The sequence below is a fragment of the Enterobacter sp. RIT637 genome, assembly GCF_019718755.1.
GTDB lineage: Bacteria > Pseudomonadota > Gammaproteobacteria > Enterobacterales > Enterobacteriaceae > Enterobacter.
In genome coordinates this window covers 1-15,856 of sequence record NZ_JAIHAZ010000016.1, presented here as the reverse complement: position 1 = coordinate 15,856, position 15,856 = coordinate 1, and the positions used below count along the sequence as shown (strand labels likewise).

At 55.9% G+C, this 15,856-nt stretch carries 12 protein-coding genes and 1 riboswitch; of the genes, 8 read left to right on the top strand and 4 right to left on the bottom strand.

The annotated features are described in order from the left end of the window. Positions 1–18 precede the first annotated feature (18 nt). Together ppc and argE are read right to left on the bottom strand one after the other, a co-directional pair. A complete protein-coding gene (ppc, locus tag K5E19_RS18890) occupies positions 19–2,670 on the bottom strand; it encodes a phosphoenolpyruvate carboxylase (RefSeq protein ID WP_089599276.1) in 2,652 nt (883 codons plus the stop codon). 271 nt (positions 2,671–2,941) lie between these two features. Next, positions 2,942–4,093 carry an acetylornithine deacetylase gene (argE, locus tag K5E19_RS18885; RefSeq protein ID WP_028014830.1) on the bottom strand — a complete coding sequence of 384 codons (1,152 nt, stop codon included), beginning with the start codon at positions 4,091–4,093 and terminating at the stop codon, positions 2,942–2,944. An 88-nt stretch (positions 4,094–4,181) separates the two neighbouring features. Here argE and argC point away from each other — a divergent pair, with 88 nt between their 5' ends. The 4 genes from argC to oxyR all read left to right on the top strand — a co-directional run bounded on the left by argC (position 4,182) and on the right by oxyR (position 8,661). Next, positions 4,182–5,186 carry an N-acetyl-gamma-glutamyl-phosphate reductase gene (gene argC / locus K5E19_RS18880; protein WP_221552561.1) on the top strand — a complete coding sequence of 335 codons (1,005 nt, stop codon included), beginning with the start codon at positions 4,182–4,184 and terminating at the stop codon, positions 5,184–5,186. Between the two features lie 6 nt (positions 5,187–5,192). Then, on the top strand, positions 5,193–5,969 hold the full coding sequence (gene argB, locus K5E19_RS18875; RefSeq protein ID WP_090420882.1) for an acetylglutamate kinase: 777 nt from the start codon (positions 5,193–5,195) through the stop codon (positions 5,967–5,969). A gap of 74 nt (positions 5,970–6,043) precedes the next feature. Beyond that, a complete protein-coding gene (gene argH / locus K5E19_RS18870; RefSeq protein WP_221552560.1) occupies positions 6,044–7,417 on the top strand; it encodes an argininosuccinate lyase in 1,374 nt (457 codons plus the stop codon). Between the two features lie 326 nt (positions 7,418–7,743). Continuing rightward, positions 7,744–8,661 carry a DNA-binding transcriptional regulator OxyR gene (oxyR, locus tag K5E19_RS18865; protein WP_014172176.1) on the top strand — a complete coding sequence of 306 codons (918 nt, stop codon included), beginning with the start codon at positions 7,744–7,746 and terminating at the stop codon, positions 8,659–8,661. Here oxyR and sthA read toward each other — a convergent pair. Then, positions 8,644–10,044, bottom strand: a complete 1,401-nt coding sequence (gene sthA, locus K5E19_RS18860) for a Si-specific NAD(P)(+) transhydrogenase (RefSeq protein ID WP_063958106.1) — start codon at positions 10,042–10,044, stop codon at positions 8,644–8,646. The genes oxyR and sthA overlap by 18 nt on opposite strands. Before the next feature lie 196 nt (positions 10,045–10,240). Between sthA and fabR the strand changes: the two genes are divergently transcribed. Further along, positions 10,241–10,879 carry an HTH-type transcriptional repressor FabR gene (gene fabR / locus K5E19_RS18855; protein WP_008501784.1) on the top strand — a complete coding sequence of 213 codons (639 nt, stop codon included), beginning with the start codon at positions 10,241–10,243 and terminating at the stop codon, positions 10,877–10,879. A gap of 9 nt (positions 10,880–10,888) precedes the next feature. After that, the gene (locus K5E19_RS18850; RefSeq protein ID WP_008501783.1) at positions 10,889–11,248 is read left to right on the top strand and encodes a YijD family membrane protein; all 360 of its coding nucleotides are present in this window, start codon (positions 10,889–10,891) and stop codon (positions 11,246–11,248) included. A gap of 79 nt (positions 11,249–11,327) precedes the next feature. On the opposite strand, the gene trmA is transcribed toward K5E19_RS18850, so the two are convergent. Beyond that, positions 11,328–12,428, bottom strand: a complete 1,101-nt coding sequence (gene trmA, locus K5E19_RS18845; protein ID WP_221552559.1) for a tRNA (uridine(54)-C5)-methyltransferase TrmA — start codon at positions 12,426–12,428, stop codon at positions 11,328–11,330. Between the two features lie 104 nt (positions 12,429–12,532). Then, positions 12,533–12,709, top strand: a riboswitch (cobalamin riboswitch). A 65-nt stretch (positions 12,710–12,774) separates the two neighbouring features. Here trmA and btuB point away from each other — a divergent pair. Then, positions 12,775–14,622 carry a TonB-dependent vitamin B12 receptor BtuB gene (btuB, locus tag K5E19_RS18840; protein WP_221552558.1) on the top strand — a complete coding sequence of 616 codons (1,848 nt, stop codon included), beginning with the start codon at positions 12,775–12,777 and terminating at the stop codon, positions 14,620–14,622. After that, the gene (gene murI, locus K5E19_RS18835; protein WP_221552557.1) at positions 14,567–15,418 is read left to right on the top strand and encodes a glutamate racemase; all 852 of its coding nucleotides are present in this window, start codon (positions 14,567–14,569) and stop codon (positions 15,416–15,418) included. Before btuB ends, murI begins: the two co-directional genes overlap by 56 nt. Positions 15,419–15,856: the final 438 nt, after the last annotated feature.

Genomic DNA, 15,856 nt, shown 5'->3' with positions numbered 1-15,856 from the left:
GCCGCCGGGCGTAAAGCATTAGCCGGTGTTACGCATACCCGCCGCAACGCCTGCAATCGTCACCATTAACGCCTGCTCGACGCGTGGATCTGGCTCTTTACCTTCCTCTTCCGCCAGACGCGAACGGTGCAGCAGTTCTGCCTGCAGGACGTTAAGCGGGTCGGTGTAGATATTACGCAGCTGGATAGATTCGGCAATCCATGGCAGGTCTTCCATCAGGTGTGAGTCGTTGGCAATATCCAGCACCACCTTGATGTCGCCTTCCAACAGTTCGCGCAGCTCTTTACCCAGCGCCCACAGCTCTGGTTTCACCAGACGCTGATCGTAGTATTCCGCCAGCCACAGGTCAGCTTTCGAGAAGACCATCTCCAGCATGCCAAGCCGAGTAGAGAAGAACGGCCAGTCGCGGCACATGGTTTCCAGCTCGTTTTGCTTGCCGTCTTCCACTACTTTTTGCAGCGCGGCACCGGCACCCAGCCAGGCGGGCAGCATCAGACGGTTTTGCGTCCAGGCGAAGATCCACGGAATCGCGCGAAGAGACTCGACGCCACCGGTTGGGCGACGCTTCGCAGGACGCGAGCCCAGCGGCAGTTTACCCAGCTCCTGCTCAGGCGTAGCCGAGCGGAAGTACGGCACGAAATCTTTGTTTTCACGCACGTAGCCGCGATAAAGGTCGCAGGAGATATCTGACAGCTCGTCCATGATGCGACACCAGGATTCTTTCGGCTCCGGCGGTGGCAGCAGGTTCGCTTCCAGAATGGCGCTGGTGTAGAGCGACAGGCTGCTGATAGTCACTTCCGGCAGACCGTATTTGAAGCGGATCATCTCGCCCTGTTCGGTGACGCGCAGGCCGCCTTTCAGGCTTCCCGGCGGCTGCGAGAGCAGCGCTGCGTGAGCAGGCGCGCCGCCACGGCCAATGGAGCCACCGCGTCCGTGGAACAGGGTCAGTTCAATACCGGCTTTCTCGCAGGTTTTGATCAGCGCGTCCTGCGCCTGATACTGAGCCCAGGATGCCGCCATCACGCCCGCGTCTTTTGCGGAGTCGGAATAGCCAATCATCACCATCTGCTTGCCCTGAATAAAACCGCGATACCAGTCGATGTTCAGCAGCTGCGTCATCACGTCGTTGGCGTTGTTCAGGTCGTCGAGGGTTTCAAACAGCGGCGCGACCGGCAGAGCGTAGTCGATACCGGCTTCTTTCAGCAGGAGGTGAACGCCCAGCACGTCGGATGGGGTCTTCGCCATGGAGATCACATAGGCGGCCACCGATCCTTTCGGCGCGTCCACGATCGCCTTACAGGTATTGAGCACTTCACGCGTGTCGTTGCTCGGTTCCCAGTTGCGCGGCAGGAGAGGGCGCTTGGAATTCAGCTCGCGGATCAGGAAGGCCTGCTTGTCGGCTTCGGACCAGCTTTCATAATCGCCGATGCCGAGGTAGCGGGTCAGTTCACCCAGCGCTTCAGTATGACGGGTACTTTCCTGACGCACATCGATACGCACCAGCGGCACGCCGAAACACTTCACGCGGCGCAGGGTGTCGAGCAGTTCGCCGTTGGCGATGATGCCCATGCCACAGGCCTGAAGCGACTGGTAACAGGCATACAGCGGCTCCCAGAGCTGCTCGTTCTGGCTGAGCAGACCTTCCGGCTTCGGCAGGCGCTGGCCTTTGAGGCGTGCTTCCAGCCAGGCCTGAGTCGCCATCAGCTGACCACGCAGTTTTTTCATCAGGAAACGGTACGGCTCGCTGGCACCTTCTTCTCCGGCCAGCGCGCGAAGTTCCGGCGTAGCTTCAACCATCGACAGCTCGGAGATCAGCACCTGAATATCTTTCAGGAACAGATCGGTTGCTTTCCAGCGGCTCAGCAGCAGGACGTGGCGGGTGATTTCCGCGGTCACGTTCGGGTTACCGTCGCGGTCGCCGCCCATCCAGGAGGTGAAGCGCACCGGAACAAAATCAACCGGCAGGCGGTAGCCCAGGTTCTCTTCCAGCTGTTCGTTCAGCTCGCGCAGGTAGTTTGGTATCCCTTCCCACAGGCTGTTTTCCACCACCGCAAAACCCCATTTGGCCTCGTCGACCGGGCTTGGGCGATGCTTACGAATTTCATCGGTGTGCCAGGACTGGGCAATCAGCTGGCGCAGACGGCGCATCAGCTGGTTGCGTTCGTAGTCGGCAATGTCTTTGTTATCCAACTGCTTCAGACAGTTGTTCACTTCCACCATTTTGTGGATCAGCGTACGACGGGTGATCTCGGTTGGGTGAGCGGTCAGTACCAGTTCAAGCGAAAGGGATTCCACCGCTTTTTTGATGGTGGCTTCGTTGAGATTTGGCTGGTCTTTGAGTTTACGAAGCGTACGGGCAATGACTTCCGGGTTGCTGGCAGCTTCGCCATTTGGCGAAATGCTGTGATATTGCTCAGCAGTGTTGGCCAGGTTCAGGAACTGGCTGAATGCGCGTGCAACGGGCAGCAGCTCATCGTTAGAGAGGTTCTGCAAGGTGGTGAGCAGCTCCTGACGATTGGCTTCGTTACCGGCACGGGAAGATTTAGACAGCTTGCGGATGGTTTCAACGCGGTCGAGGATGTTCTCCCCCAACGCATCTTTGATGGTATCTCCAAGCACTTTGCCGAGCATACTGACATTACTACGCAACGCGGAATATTGTTCGTTCATAAAAACCCAGTCACCCCATCATTTTTGTTTATGTCCAGGCGAAAATCTTCTGGACATTATTTTGTCATCTCCCTTTATAAAGCCACGTAAAACCCCCGTCGTCAATTGCTGCGAAAACGGTTCAGCAAACGAATAAATGCGGGCAATTTACGAAATTTAATTCGCATTGCGTCAGATAAGAGATGCTTATGGGAATGTGACGGAGATCTTGCGGTTTGTTGCCCTCACCCTAACCCTCTCCCAGTGGGAGAGGGGACTCTTCGGTGCGGTTTTAATGCCAGCAGAAGTGATGCACAACCTGGGTAATCAGTTCGCGGGTGGGCTTGATGAAGCGGGTTTCCAGATATTCATCCGGCTGATGGGCCTGGTTGATGGAGCCAGGGCCAAGGACCAGCGTCGGGCAAAGCGTCTGAATAAACGGCGCTTCGGTGCAGTAGTTCACCACGTCGGTTTTTTCGCCGAGCAGCTTTTCCACTACCTGGACCAGCTGGTGATCCGGCGGGCATTCGTAACCCGGGATCGGCGGATGCAGTTCGGAGACCGTCAGGCGGCCCGGCCAGCGCTCGCTCACCGGGGCCAGCGCCTCATTCAGCAGGCCGTCGAGATCGCTCAGGGTCATGCCCGGCAGCGGGCGGATGTCCATGTGCAGTTCGCAGCAGGCGCAGATACGGTTCGAGGCATCGCCGCCGTGCAGGCTGCCGAGGTTCAGCGTCGGATACGGCACGGTGAACGCCTCGTAGTGATAGCGCTCTTTCAGGTCGTCACGCAGGGTCATGATGCGGCCGATGGCGTCATGCATTAGCTCGATGGCGTTCACGCCGCGCGCCGGATCGCTGGAGTGGCCGGACTGGCCCAGCACGCGCACGGCGGTAGAAATATGGCCTTTGTGCGCGCGGATCGGCTGCAGAGACGTTGGCTCACCGATAATCGCGCAGTCCGGGCGAATCGAGGTGTTTTCAGAGAAGTAGCGCGCGCCCGCCATGCTGGTCTCTTCATCGGCGGTCGCCAGAATGTAGAGCGGTTTTTTCAGCTTCGTCACGTCCACGTCACGCAGCGCGTCGAGGATAAAGGCGAAGAAGCCTTTCATGTCGGCGGTGCCCAGACCGTAGAGCTTGTTGTCGTGCTCGGTCAGGGTGAACGGATCGCGCGTCCAGCGGCCATCGTCAAAGGGCACGGTGTCGGTATGGCCGGCCAGCAGCAGGCCGCCCGCACCGGTTCCGGTGCTGGCAAGCAGGTTGAATTTATGGCGTGTTCCGGGGACGGGCTGAACCTCAACGTTAAACCCAAGATCGCTAAACCAACCCGCCAGCAGATTGATTAAAGACTCATTGCTCTGATCCAGCGCTTCTTCCGTTGCGCTGATAGACGGTGTGGCAATCAGGGCGCGGTAGATCTCGATAAATGGCGGTAAGTTCATTTTCATTGTTGACACACCTTAGGTCGTGATAGTATCAATATTCATGCAATAAATGTGAATAAAAATACATTAACGTTGAGCATAAAGGAACCCGATGTTGAATACGCTGATTGTAGGCGCTAGCGGTTATGCGGGCGCAGAGCTTGTAAGCTACGTGAATCGCCATCCACATATGACCATAACCGCTTTGACCGTGTCAGCGCAAAGCAATGATGCAGGAAAGTTAATTTCCGATTTGCATCCGTGGCTTAAGGGCATTGTCGATCTGCCGCTGCAGCCCATGTCTGACATCAGCGAGTTTACCGACGGCGTCGACGTGGTGTTTTTAGCCACCGCGCACGAGGTCAGCCACGACCTGGCGCCACAGTTCCTGGCCGCCGGCTGCGTGGTCTTTGACCTCTCCGGCGCGTTCCGCGTTAACGACGGCGCGTTTTACGAAAAATATTACGGCTTCACTCACCAGCACCTGGATCTGCTTGAAAAAGCGGTGTACGGCCTGGCGGAGTGGAGCGCAGACAAGCTAAAAGAAGCGGACCTGATTGCCGTGCCGGGCTGCTACCCGACGGCGGCGCAGCTTTCCCTGAAGCCGCTGATCGACGCGGGTCTGCTGGATCTGAGCCAGTGGCCGGTGATCAACGCCACCAGCGGCGTGAGCGGAGCAGGGCGTAAGGCCGCTATCTCCAACAGCTTCTGTGAAGTGAGCCTTCAGCCGTATGGCGTGTTTAATCACCGTCATCACCCTGAAATCACGACGCATCTGGGCGCGGAGGTGATTTTCACTCCGCACCTGGGCAGCTTCCCGCGCGGGATCCTCGAAACCATTACCTGCCGCCTGAAGCCCGGCGTGACCAAAGAGCAGGTGAACGAGGTCTTCACGCAGGCGTACGCGGATAAACCGCTGGTGCGCCTGTATGACAAAGGTGTACCGGCGCTGAAAAACGTGGTCGGCCTGCCGTTCTGCGATATCGGCTTTGCCGTGCAGGGCGAGCATCTCATCGTTGTCGCCGCAGAAGATAACTTACTCAAAGGCGCTGCCGCACAGGCAATGCAGTGTGCAAATATTCGTTTCGGTTTCCCTGAAACGCAGGCTCTTATTTAAGGTGTGATGATGAACCCATTAATTATCAAACTCGGTGGTGTACTGCTGGACAGCGAAGAAGCGCTGGAGCGTCTCTTTACCGCGCTGGTGAACTATCGCGAATCACACCAGCGTCCGCTGGTAATTGTGCACGGCGGCGGCTGCGTGGTGGATGAGCTGATGAAAGGGCTCAACCTGCCGGTGAAAAAGAAAAACGGCCTGCGCGTGACGCCTGCTGACCAGATTGACATCATTACCGGTGCGCTGGCGGGTACGGCGAACAAAACGCTGCTGGCGTGGGCGAAGAAACACCACATCGCGTCCGTGGGCCTCTATCTGGGCGATGGCGACAGCGTAAAAGTGACCCAGCTCGACGAAGAGCTCGGTCACGTTGGACTGGCGCAGCCGGGTTCGCCTAAGCTGATTAACACGCTGCTGGAAGGCGGTTTCCTGCCGGTAGTGAGCTCCATCGGCGTGACCGAAGAGGGCGAGCTGATGAACGTCAACGCTGACCAGGCGGCGACCGCGCTGGCGGCAACGCTGGGTGCAGACCTGATCCTGCTCTCCGACGTGAGCGGCATTCTGGACGGTAAAGGCCAGCGCATTGCGGAAATGACGGCAGAGAAAGCCGAGCAGCTGATTGCTCAGGGCATTATTACCGACGGTATGATTGTCAAAGTGAACGCCGCGCTGGATGCCGCACGCACGCTGGGCCGCCCGGTGGATATCGCCTCCTGGCGTCACGCGGAGCAGCTTCCGGCGCTGTTTAACGGCACGCCGATTGGCACGCGTATTTTAGCCTAAGTTTTTATTGAATGACCGTAGGCCGGGTAAGCGTAGCGCCACCCGGCGGAACTAACGAATAAAGGAACGATGTTATGGCACTTTGGGGTGGGCGTTTTACACAGGCAGCGGATCAGCGGTTCAAACAGTTCAACGACTCTTTGCGCTTCGACTACCGCCTGGCCGAACAGGATATTGTCGGCTCTGTGGCCTGGTCCAAAGCGCTGGTGACGGTGGGCGTACTGACCGCAGACGAACAATTACAGCTGGAAGAAGCGCTGAACAATCTGCTGGAAGAGGTGCGTCTTAACCCGCAGCAGATCCTCGAAAGCGATGCCGAAGATATTCACAGCTGGGTGGAAGGCAAACTGATCGACAAAGTTGGCCAGCTGGGTAAAAAGCTGCACACTGGCCGTAGCCGTAACGACCAGGTCGCCACCGATCTGAAGCTGTGGTGTAAAGATACCGTTGGCGAACTGCTGGCAGCCAACCGTCAGCTGCAGAATGCGCTGGTGGAGACCGCGCAGAACAACCAGGACGCGGTGATGCCGGGTTATACCCACCTGCAGCGTGCGCAGCCGGTGACCTTTGCGCACTGGTGTCTGGCCTACGTTGAGATGCTGGCGCGTGATGAAAGCCGTCTGCAGGATACCCTGAAGCGTCTGGACGTCAGCCCGCTGGGCAGCGGCGCGCTGGCCGGTACGGCGTATGAAATCGACCGCGAGCAGCTGGCAGGCTGGCTGGGCTTTGCTTCCGCTACCCGTAACAGCCTGGACAGCGTGTCCGACCGCGACCACGTGCTGGAGCTGCTCTCCAATGCCTCTATCGGGATGGTGCACCTGTCGCGCTTTGCCGAAGACCTGATCTTCTTTAACTCTGGCGAAGCGGGCTTCGTCGAGCTGTCCGACCGCGTGACCTCAGGCTCATCCCTGATGCCGCAGAAGAAAAACCCGGACGCGCTGGAGCTGATCCGCGGCAAATGTGGCCGCGTGCAGGGCGCGCTGACCGGCATGATGATGACCCTGAAAGGGCTGCCGCTGGCGTACAACAAAGATATGCAGGAAGACAAGGAAGGGCTGTTCGACGCGCTCGACACCTGGCTGGACTGTCTGCATATGGGCGCGCTGGTGCTGGACGGCATTCAGGTGAAACGTCCGCGCTGTCAGGAAGCGGCGCAGCAGGGCTATGCGAACTCTACCGAACTGGCAGATTATCTGGTGGCGAAGGGCGTACCGTTCCGTGAAGCGCACCATATTGTGGGTGAAGCGGTAGTGGAAGCCATTCGTCAGGGTAAACCGCTGGAAGATCTGGCGCTGGCCGATCTGCAGAAGTTCAGCGCGGTTATCGGGGATGATGTATATCCGATTCTGGCGCTGCAGTCTTGCCTGGATAAGCGTGCGGCGAAAGGCGGCGTGTCGCCGAAGCAGGTGGCGCAGGCGATTGCGGATGCGAAAAACCGGTTGGTTTGAACCGTGCGGGCTGGTGCCCTCACCCCGACCCTCTCCCACAGGGAGAGGGAGCAAACACTAAAAATGGCAACTTCGGTTGCCATTTTGCTTTTACCTCGGGCTTTTTTACGCAAAAAAAATGCGGACCACGGGGTCCGCAAAAGTTCACGTTGGCTTTAGTTGTTCGAGTTTTGAGAGAAACTCGCTGACGGTGCGGGGACGTCAAGGGTCAAACACGTGCCGCCTCGTCTATGTGGTGTATTATTCAACAGAATGCTTGATAGGGATAATCGTTCGTTGCTATGCTATCTATCGCCATGAACTATCGTGGCGACGGAGGATGAATAATGAATATTCGTGATCTTGAATACCTGGTAGCGTTAGCCGAGCATCGTCACTTTCGCCGCGCGGCAGATTCCTGCCACGTCAGCCAGCCCACGCTGAGCGGTCAGATCCGCAAGCTGGAAGACGAGCTGGGCGTGATGCTGCTGGAGCGCACCAGTCGTAAGGTTCTGTTCACACAGGCAGGTCTTCTGCTGGTGGATCAGGCGCGCACCGTGCTGCGCGAGGTCAAAGTGCTCAAGGAAATGGCAAGCCAGCAGGGGGAGGCGATGTCCGGCCCGCTGCATATTGGCCTGATCCCAACCGTTGGCCCGTACCTGTTGCCGCACATCATTCCGATGCTGCACCAGACGTTCCCGAAACTCGAAATGTACCTGCATGAAGCGCAAACCCATCAGCTGCTGGCGCAATTAGATAGCGGCAAGCTCGACTGTGCGATTCTGGCGCTGGTAAAAGAGAGTGAAGCCTTTATTGAAGTGCCGCTGTTCGATGAGCCGATGATGCTGGCGATCTATGAAGATCACCCGTGGGCGAACCGCGATCGCGTGCCGATGGCCGATCTGGCCGGCGAAAAGCTGCTGATGCTGGAAGATGGCCACTGCCTGCGCGATCAGGCGATGGGCTTCTGCTTCGAAGCGGGTGCGGATGAGGATACCCATTTCCGCGCAACCAGCCTGGAAACGCTGCGTAATATGGTCGCGGCGGGAAGCGGAATTACGCTGCTGCCTGCGCTGGCCGTGCCGCGCGAGCGTAAGCGTGATGGCGTGGTTTATCTGCCGTGCATTAAGCCGGAGCCGCGTCGCACCATTGGCCTCGTTTATCGTCCGGGTTCACCGCTGCGCAGCCGCTATGAGCAGCTGGCAGAGGCCATCCGTGGTTCGATGGATGGCCATTTTGACAATGCATTAAAACAGGCGGTTTAAGCCGTTCAGCGCAGCTACCCGATAGGCTTCCGCCATCGTCGGGTAGTTAAAGGTGGTGTTAACGAAGTACTCAATGGTGTTACCACCGCCTTTCTGCTCCATTATCGCCTGGCCGATATGAATGATTTCCGCCGCGCGTTCACCGAAGCAGTGAATACCGAGGATCTCTTTCGTCTCGCGATGGAACAAAATCTTCAGCGTACCTACGCTCATCCCCACGATTTGCGCCCGCGCCAGATGTTTAAACTGGGCACGTCCCACCTCGTAAGGCACCTTCATTGCCGTTAGCTGCTGCTCGGTTTTACCGACCGAACTGATTTCCGGAATGGTGTAGATACCCGTTGGGATATCTTCGATCAGGTGCGCCGTCGCTTCGCCTTTTACCAGCGCCTGAGCCGCAATGCGACCCTGGTCGTAAGCGGCAGAGGCCAGGCTTGGGTAACCAATTACGTCGCCCACCGCGTAAACGTGCGGCAGGGCAGTCTGGTACATGCTGTTGACCTTCAGCTGACCGCGGCTGTCGGTTTCAAGCCCGATATTTTCCAGCTGCAGTGAATCCGTGTTGCCGGTACGACCGTTGGCGTACAGCAGGCAGTCGGCTTTCAGCTTTTTGCCGGACTTCAGGTGCATGATCACCCCGTCATCGCAGCCTTCGATCTTCTCGTACTCTTCGTTGTGGCGAATGACCACGCCGCTGTTCCAGAAGTGATAGGAGAGCGAATCTGACATCTCCTGATCGAGGAACGCCAGCAGGCGGTCGCGGGTGTTGATGAGATCAACTTTGACCTCCATTCCGCGGAAGATCGACGCATATTCACAGCCAATCACGCCTGCGCCGTAGATAATCACGTGTCGTGGCTCGTGGTGGAGGCTGAGGATGGAGTCGCTGTCGTAAACACGCGGGTGCGAGAAGTCGACGTCTGCCGGATGGTATGGGCGTGAACCGCAGGCGATGACAAATTTTTCGGCGGTAAGGGTTTCAACCGAACCGTCGTGGCATTCGAGTGCCAGGGTATGTTCATCCACAAAATGCGCGTTGCCCTGCAAAATCTCACAGTGGTTACGCTCATAAAACCCCTGACGCATGCGCGTCTGCTGGTTAATGACGGTATCCGCGTGATTCAGGATGTCGGCAAAGGAGGAACGAAGAAGTCGGGAGTGGTCGCTGTAGAGAGGGTTCTGGTTAAATTCAATAATGCGGCTAACGGCGTGGCGGAGGGCTTTTGAAGGGATGGTGCCCCAGTGGGTGCAACCGCCGCCGACATTATGGTAGCGCTCGATGACCGCTACTCTGGCTCCCTGTTTCACCAGACCCATAGCAGCACCTTCGCCGCCGGGGCCGGAACCAATAACTATTGCGTCGTAATCGTAGGAATGTGGCATGGCAAGGCTTACCTGTTCTTATACATAAAAGCAACAGAATCATAACATCATTGCCAGAGTAACCCAATTATCGTTGTGCTTTTTTCCGGCAGTGGAGCACAAACCGCACGTAAACAATCATTCACAAAGCCAGGTAAACAGATTAATTTTATTCTCTGGTATAGTGCCATCAGGCCTTTGGAAGGATTCAACTATCGTGATGGGCGTAAGAGCACAACAAAAAGAGAAAACCCGGCGTTCGCTGGTGGAAGCCGCATTCAGTCAACTGAGTGCTGAGCGGAGTTTTGCCAGTTTGAGCCTGCGCGAAGTCGCACGCGAGGCCGGGATTGCGCCAACGTCCTTCTATCGTCACTTCCGTGATGTGGATGAACTGGGCCTGACCATGGTCGATGAGAGCGGTCTGATGCTGCGCCAGCTGATGCGCCAGGCGCGTCAGCGTATCGCCAAAGGGGGCAGCGTGATCCGCACCTCCGTATCGACCTTTATGGAATTTATCGGCAATAACCCCAACGCGTTTCGTCTGCTTCTGCGCGAGCGTTCGGGCACATCGGCGGCGTTTCGTGCCGCCGTCGCGCGTGAAATTCAGCACTTCATCGCGGAACTTGCCGACTATCTTGAACTCGAAAACCATATGCCGCGTGCGTTTACTGAAGCACAGGCCGAGGCGATGGTGACGATTGTTTTCAGCGCAGGTGCCGAAGCGCTGGATGTCAGCATTGAACAACGCAAGCAGCTCGAAGAGCGACTGGTATTGCAGCTGCGCATGATTTCTAAAGGCGCGTACTACTGGTATCGCCGTGAACAAGAGAAGTTGGCACATCAAACCGAAGAGTGAAGGTGAGTAATGAAACAGTCAGGTCAGGATAAAGGGACGCTGTTGCTGGCATTGATCGCTGGCTTATCCATTAATGGTACGTTTGCCGCTATTTTTAGCTCAATCGTGCCGTTTTCGATTTTCCCGCTTATTGCGCTGGTGCTGACGGTTTACTGCCTGCATCAACGTTACCTGAACCGCACCATGCCGGTGGGGTTACCGGGGCTGGCCGCTGCCTGCTTTATTCTGGGCGTCTTGCTGTATAGCACCGTGGTGCGCGCGGAGTATCCGGATATCGGCTCTAACTTCTTCCCTGCGGTACTGTCTGTGGCGCTGGTGTTCTGGATTGGCTCGCGCATGCGTAGCCGTAAAAGCCAGTTGCCGGAGTAATGAATTATTTGTAGGGCAGGTAAGCGAAGCGCCACCTGCCAAAAACGCCGGATGGCGCTACGCTTATCCGGCCTACAGATCACCGTGCGGTAAGTAAAACGCCGCACTCCATATGGTGCGTATACGGGAACTGATCGAACAGCGCCAGACGTTCTACCTTGTGCGTCTGGCTTAATGTTTCGAGGTTCTTGCACAGCGTCTCCGGGTTGCAGGAGATGTACAAAATGCGCGGGTACGCCTGCACCATCTTCTCGGTTTCGCTATCCAGGCCGCTGCGCGGCGGATCGACAAAAATCGTCTCACACTGGTAGCCCTTCAGATCGATCCCTTCCAGGCGGTTAAACTGGCGTACGCCGTTCATGGCCTGCGTGAACTCTTCTGCCGCCATACGAATGATCTGCACGTTGTCGATATGGTTAGCGGCAATGTTGTACTGCGCGGCGGCCACCGACGGCTTGGCGATTTCTGTTGCCAGGACGCGATCAAAGTTACGCGCCAGCGCCAGCGAGAAGTTGCCGTTACCGCAGTAGAGTTCAAGCAGATCGCCCTTAGACCCCTCCGTCGCCTTCAGCGCCCACTCCAGCATCTGCACGTTCATCGCGGCGTTCGGCTGGGTGAAGCTGTTCTCGACCTGACGATACACCATCTCTTTACCTGCCACCGGCAGGCGCTCGTCGATGTAATCCTGATCCAGCATGATTTTGGTTTTGGTCGCGCGGCCAATCAGGTGAACGTTGATGTTCTGCGCACGCAGCGCATCGCGCAGCGCTTCCGCCTGCTCACGCCACTCGTCGTTAAGCGCTTTGTGATACAGCAGAGAGACAATCGCCTGATTGCTTTGCGTGGTCAGGTAGTCAATCTGGAACAGCTTGTTACGCAGTACCGGATTGTTGCGCACGCCGTCCATTATCAGCGTCATGAGCTGGTTAATGAGTTCGCTCGCCGCCGGAAAGCTGTCCACGCGAATACGGGATTTCGTCTGCTGATCGAAAATGATGTGGTACAGGTCGTCACCGTCGTGCCAGATGCGGAACTCGGCGCGCATGCGGTAGTGGCTGACAGGAGAGCGGAACACCTCGGGAACGGGCGCGTTGAAAGGCGTCATCATACTTTGCAGGCGGACGACTTTCTCTGCCAGCTGCGCGTCGTACTGTTCTGTCGGGAGGTGTTCTGGGGTCATGATGCGTCCTGAGTGATAAAGAATTACGCGGGGATTGTAGGCATTGTTCAGGGGATGTCCAGATTTAATGGCCAATAGCTGTCTGGACATCTATACGTGTCTAATTGTAGCATTCTGTTTCCGGTCTCCTGAGAGTGAAAAGGGAATCCAGTGTAAATCTGGAGCTGACGCGCAGCGGTAAAGACTGGCGGGATGAGATTTGTAGACACTGTGAAAATGGGAAGTCTTCATCCGTATAACGCCACCTAGCCCGAAGACCTGCCGGGATCACGTCGCATTTGGTTTCATCATCGCGTGCTATAGATGAGGCCTGCGGCATCCTTCTTATATTGTGGATGCTTTAACAATGATTAAAAAAGTATCGCTGTTGACGGCGTTGTCCGTCACGGCATTTTCGGGCTGGGCGCAGGATAGCGCCGACTCGTTGATGGTGACGGCAAATCGTTTTGAACAACCTGAAAAATCTGTTCTGGCTGCAACCTCGGTTGTGACGCGTGAAGATATTGATCGCTGGCAATCCACGACCGTCATTGATGTCATGCGCCGCCTGCCCGGCGTGGATACGGCGCAAAACGGCGGAATGGGGCAACTCTCTTCTCTCTTTATACGCGGCACCAACTCCAGCCACGTCCTGATTCTCGTCGATGGTATTCGCCTTAACCAGGCGGGTGTCACGGGATCGTCAGATCTCAGTCAGTTTCCGATAGCCCTTGTACAGCGAATCGAATACATTCGCGGGCCACGTTCTGCTGTGTATGGTTCAGACGCGATTGGCGGCGTGGTAAACATTATCACCACGCGAGCAAAAGACGGCACAACGCTGAACGCCGGGGTCGGTTCGCACGGTTACCAAAATTATGGTGGCAGCACGCAGCAAACATTAGGCGACAGCACGCGCGTGACGCTGGCGGGTGATTACACCTATACCAAAGGTTTTGATGTGGTCGCGGACGGCAACAACGGCGGTCTTGCTCAGACCGATCGCGACGGCTATATGAATAAAACGCTATACGGCGCGCTGGAACATACATTCTCTGAGCAGTGGAGTGGCTTTGTGCGCGGTTATGGTTACAGCAACCGTACCGCTTATGACGGCTATTACAGCGCATTTACACCTGATGTGTTGGTTGATACCCGCCAGTTATATAGTCAGACCTGGGATGCCGGGCTGCGCTTTAACGAGGATATTTTCCATTCACAGTTGCTCTCCAGCTACAGCCACAGCAAAGACTTTAACTACGATCCGCATCTGGGGCGTTATGACTCCACGGCGACGCTGGATGAAATCAAACAGTACAACGTTCAGTGGACCAACTCCGTTGATGTCGGACACGGCAACATTGGCGCGGGTGTCGATTGGCAGAAACAGAGCACTGAGCCCAACACAAACTATGTCACGAATGGCTACGACTTGCGTAACACAGGCGTCTATCTGACCGGGTTGCAAAAATTAGGCGACTTTACCCTTGAAGGAGCAGTCCGTAGCGACGATAACTCTCAGTTTGGTCGCCATGGTACCTGGCAGAGCAGTGCCGCCTGGGAATTCATTGAGGGTTATCGGTTTATCGCCTCTTACGGCACGGCATATAAAGCGCCTAATTTAGGGCAGCTTTACGGCTACTATGGCAACGACCATCTTGATCCAGAAGAGAGCAAGCAGTGGGAAGGTGCATTCGAGGGGCTTACGGCAGGTGTGAGCTGGCGTGTTTCGGCTTACCGTAACGATGTCGATAATCTTATCGACTTCGATAACAACCTTCAGGAATATTACAACGTCGGTAAAGCACGCATCAAAGGTGTGGAAGCCACGGCGTCATTTGACACTGGCCCGCTGATGCATACCGTCGGATATGACTATGTTGATGCGCGTAATGCGGCGACCAACGAACTTCTCGATCGTCGTGCTAAGCAGCAGGTGAAGTACCAGCTCGATACCCAGATCTATGATCTCGACTGGAGCCTGACTTACCATTACCTGGGGACGCGTTACGATACAAACTTCGGAACCTATCCGTATCAAAAGGTTAAAATGGGCGGTGTCAGCCTGTGGGATGTCGCAGTTTCATATCCTGTCACCTCTCACCTCACAGTTCGTGGTAAAATAGCCAACCTGTTCGATAAAGATTACGAGACAGTTTATGGCTATCAAACTGCAGGACGGGAATACACCTTGTCTGGCAGCTACACCTTCTAATCCGCGTCCCACCGTGCTGGTGTTTGATTCCGGCGTCGGTGGGCTTTCGGTCTATGATGAGATTCGGCATTTGCTGCCGGATCTCCATTACATCTACGCCTTCGATAACGTCGCGTTCCCTTATGGGGAAAAGAGTGAAGACTTTATTGTGGAGCGTGTGGTTGAAATCGTCACTGCGGTTCAACAGCGCTATCCCCTGGCGCTGGCGGTTATTGCCTGCAATACGGCGAGCACGGTCTCCCTTCCTGCCCTGCGAGATAAATTCCCGTTCCCGGTTGTGGGTGTCGTGCCTGCAATTAAACCCGCTGCACGTCTGACGGCGAATGGTATCGTCGGTTTGCTGGCCACGCGTGGCACGGTAAAACGTCCTTATACGCGCGAGCTGATCGACCGTTTTGCTAACGAATGCCAGATTGCGATGCTGGGTTCGGCTGAACTGGTGGAGATGGCTGAAGCGAAGCTGCATGGAAAGGCGGTATCGCTCGACGAGCTGCGTCGCATTCTTCGCCCGTGGCTGCGGATGCCAGAGCCTCCGGATACGGTCGTGCTGGGCTGCACTCACTTCCCTCTATTACAGGAAGAACTTTTAGAGGTTCTCCCGGAAGGAACTCGGCTAGTGGATTCTGGTGCTGCTATTGCTCGACGCACGGCCTGGCTGCTGGAACATGAAGCGCCGGATGCAAAATCGTCTGACGCGAATATCGCTTTTTGTATGGCGATAACAAAAGAAACTGAGCAACTTTTACCCGTTTTACGTCGTTATGGGTTTGAAACGCTCGAAAAACTGGCGCTCTGACACAGTTTTGCGCAAAAAAGAGACGGTTAAACGTTTTTTTTAAAAGAGGGGTTGTCAACGTCTGAGAACTCCCTATAATGCGCCTCCACTGACACGGAACAACGGCTTACAGGCCGCCGGGTTAGCGGGGTTCAGAGATGAACACCAACAGAGAAAAGTGAAAATAATTGCTTGACTCTGAATGAGGAAAACGTAATATACGGGACCTCGCAACGGTGAGCGAAAGCCGCGTTGCACTGCTCTTTAACAATTTATCAGACAATCTGTGTGGGCACTCAAAGTGACATGGATTCTTAACGTCGCAAGACGAAAAATGAATACCAAGTCTCTGAGTGAACATACGTAATTCATTACGAAGTTTAATTCACGAGCATCAAACTTAAATTGAAGAGTTTGATCATGGCTCAGATTGAACGCTGGCGGCAGGCCTAACACATG

Bases quoted from the DNA above. Each gene is read 5' to 3' on its own strand.
- ppc (WP_089599276.1), bottom strand. From the start codon at position 2,670: ATGAACGAACAATATTCCGCGTTGCGTAGTAATGTCAGTATGCTCGGC.
- argE (WP_028014830.1), bottom strand. From the start codon at position 4,093: ATGAAAATGAACTTACCGCCATTTATCGAGATCTACCGCGCCCTGATT.
- argC (WP_221552561.1), top strand. From the start codon at position 4,182: ATGTTGAATACGCTGATTGTAGGCGCTAGCGGTTATGCGGGCGCAGAG.
- argB (WP_090420882.1), top strand. From the start codon at position 5,193: ATGATGAACCCATTAATTATCAAACTCGGTGGTGTACTGCTGGACAGC.
- argH (WP_221552560.1), top strand. From the start codon at position 6,044: ATGGCACTTTGGGGTGGGCGTTTTACACAGGCAGCGGATCAGCGGTTC.
- oxyR (WP_014172176.1), top strand. From the start codon at position 7,744: ATGAATATTCGTGATCTTGAATACCTGGTAGCGTTAGCCGAGCATCGT.
- sthA (WP_063958106.1), bottom strand. From the start codon at position 10,044: ATGCCACATTCCTACGATTACGACGCAATAGTTATTGGTTCCGGCCCC.
- K5E19_RS18850 (WP_008501783.1), top strand. From the start codon at position 10,889: ATGAAACAGTCAGGTCAGGATAAAGGGACGCTGTTGCTGGCATTGATC.
- trmA (WP_221552559.1), bottom strand. From the start codon at position 12,428: ATGACCCCAGAACACCTCCCGACAGAACAGTACGACGCGCAGCTGGCA.
- btuB (WP_221552558.1), top strand. From the start codon at position 12,775: ATGATTAAAAAAGTATCGCTGTTGACGGCGTTGTCCGTCACGGCATTT.
- murI (WP_221552557.1), top strand. From the start codon at position 14,567: ATGGCTATCAAACTGCAGGACGGGAATACACCTTGTCTGGCAGCTACA.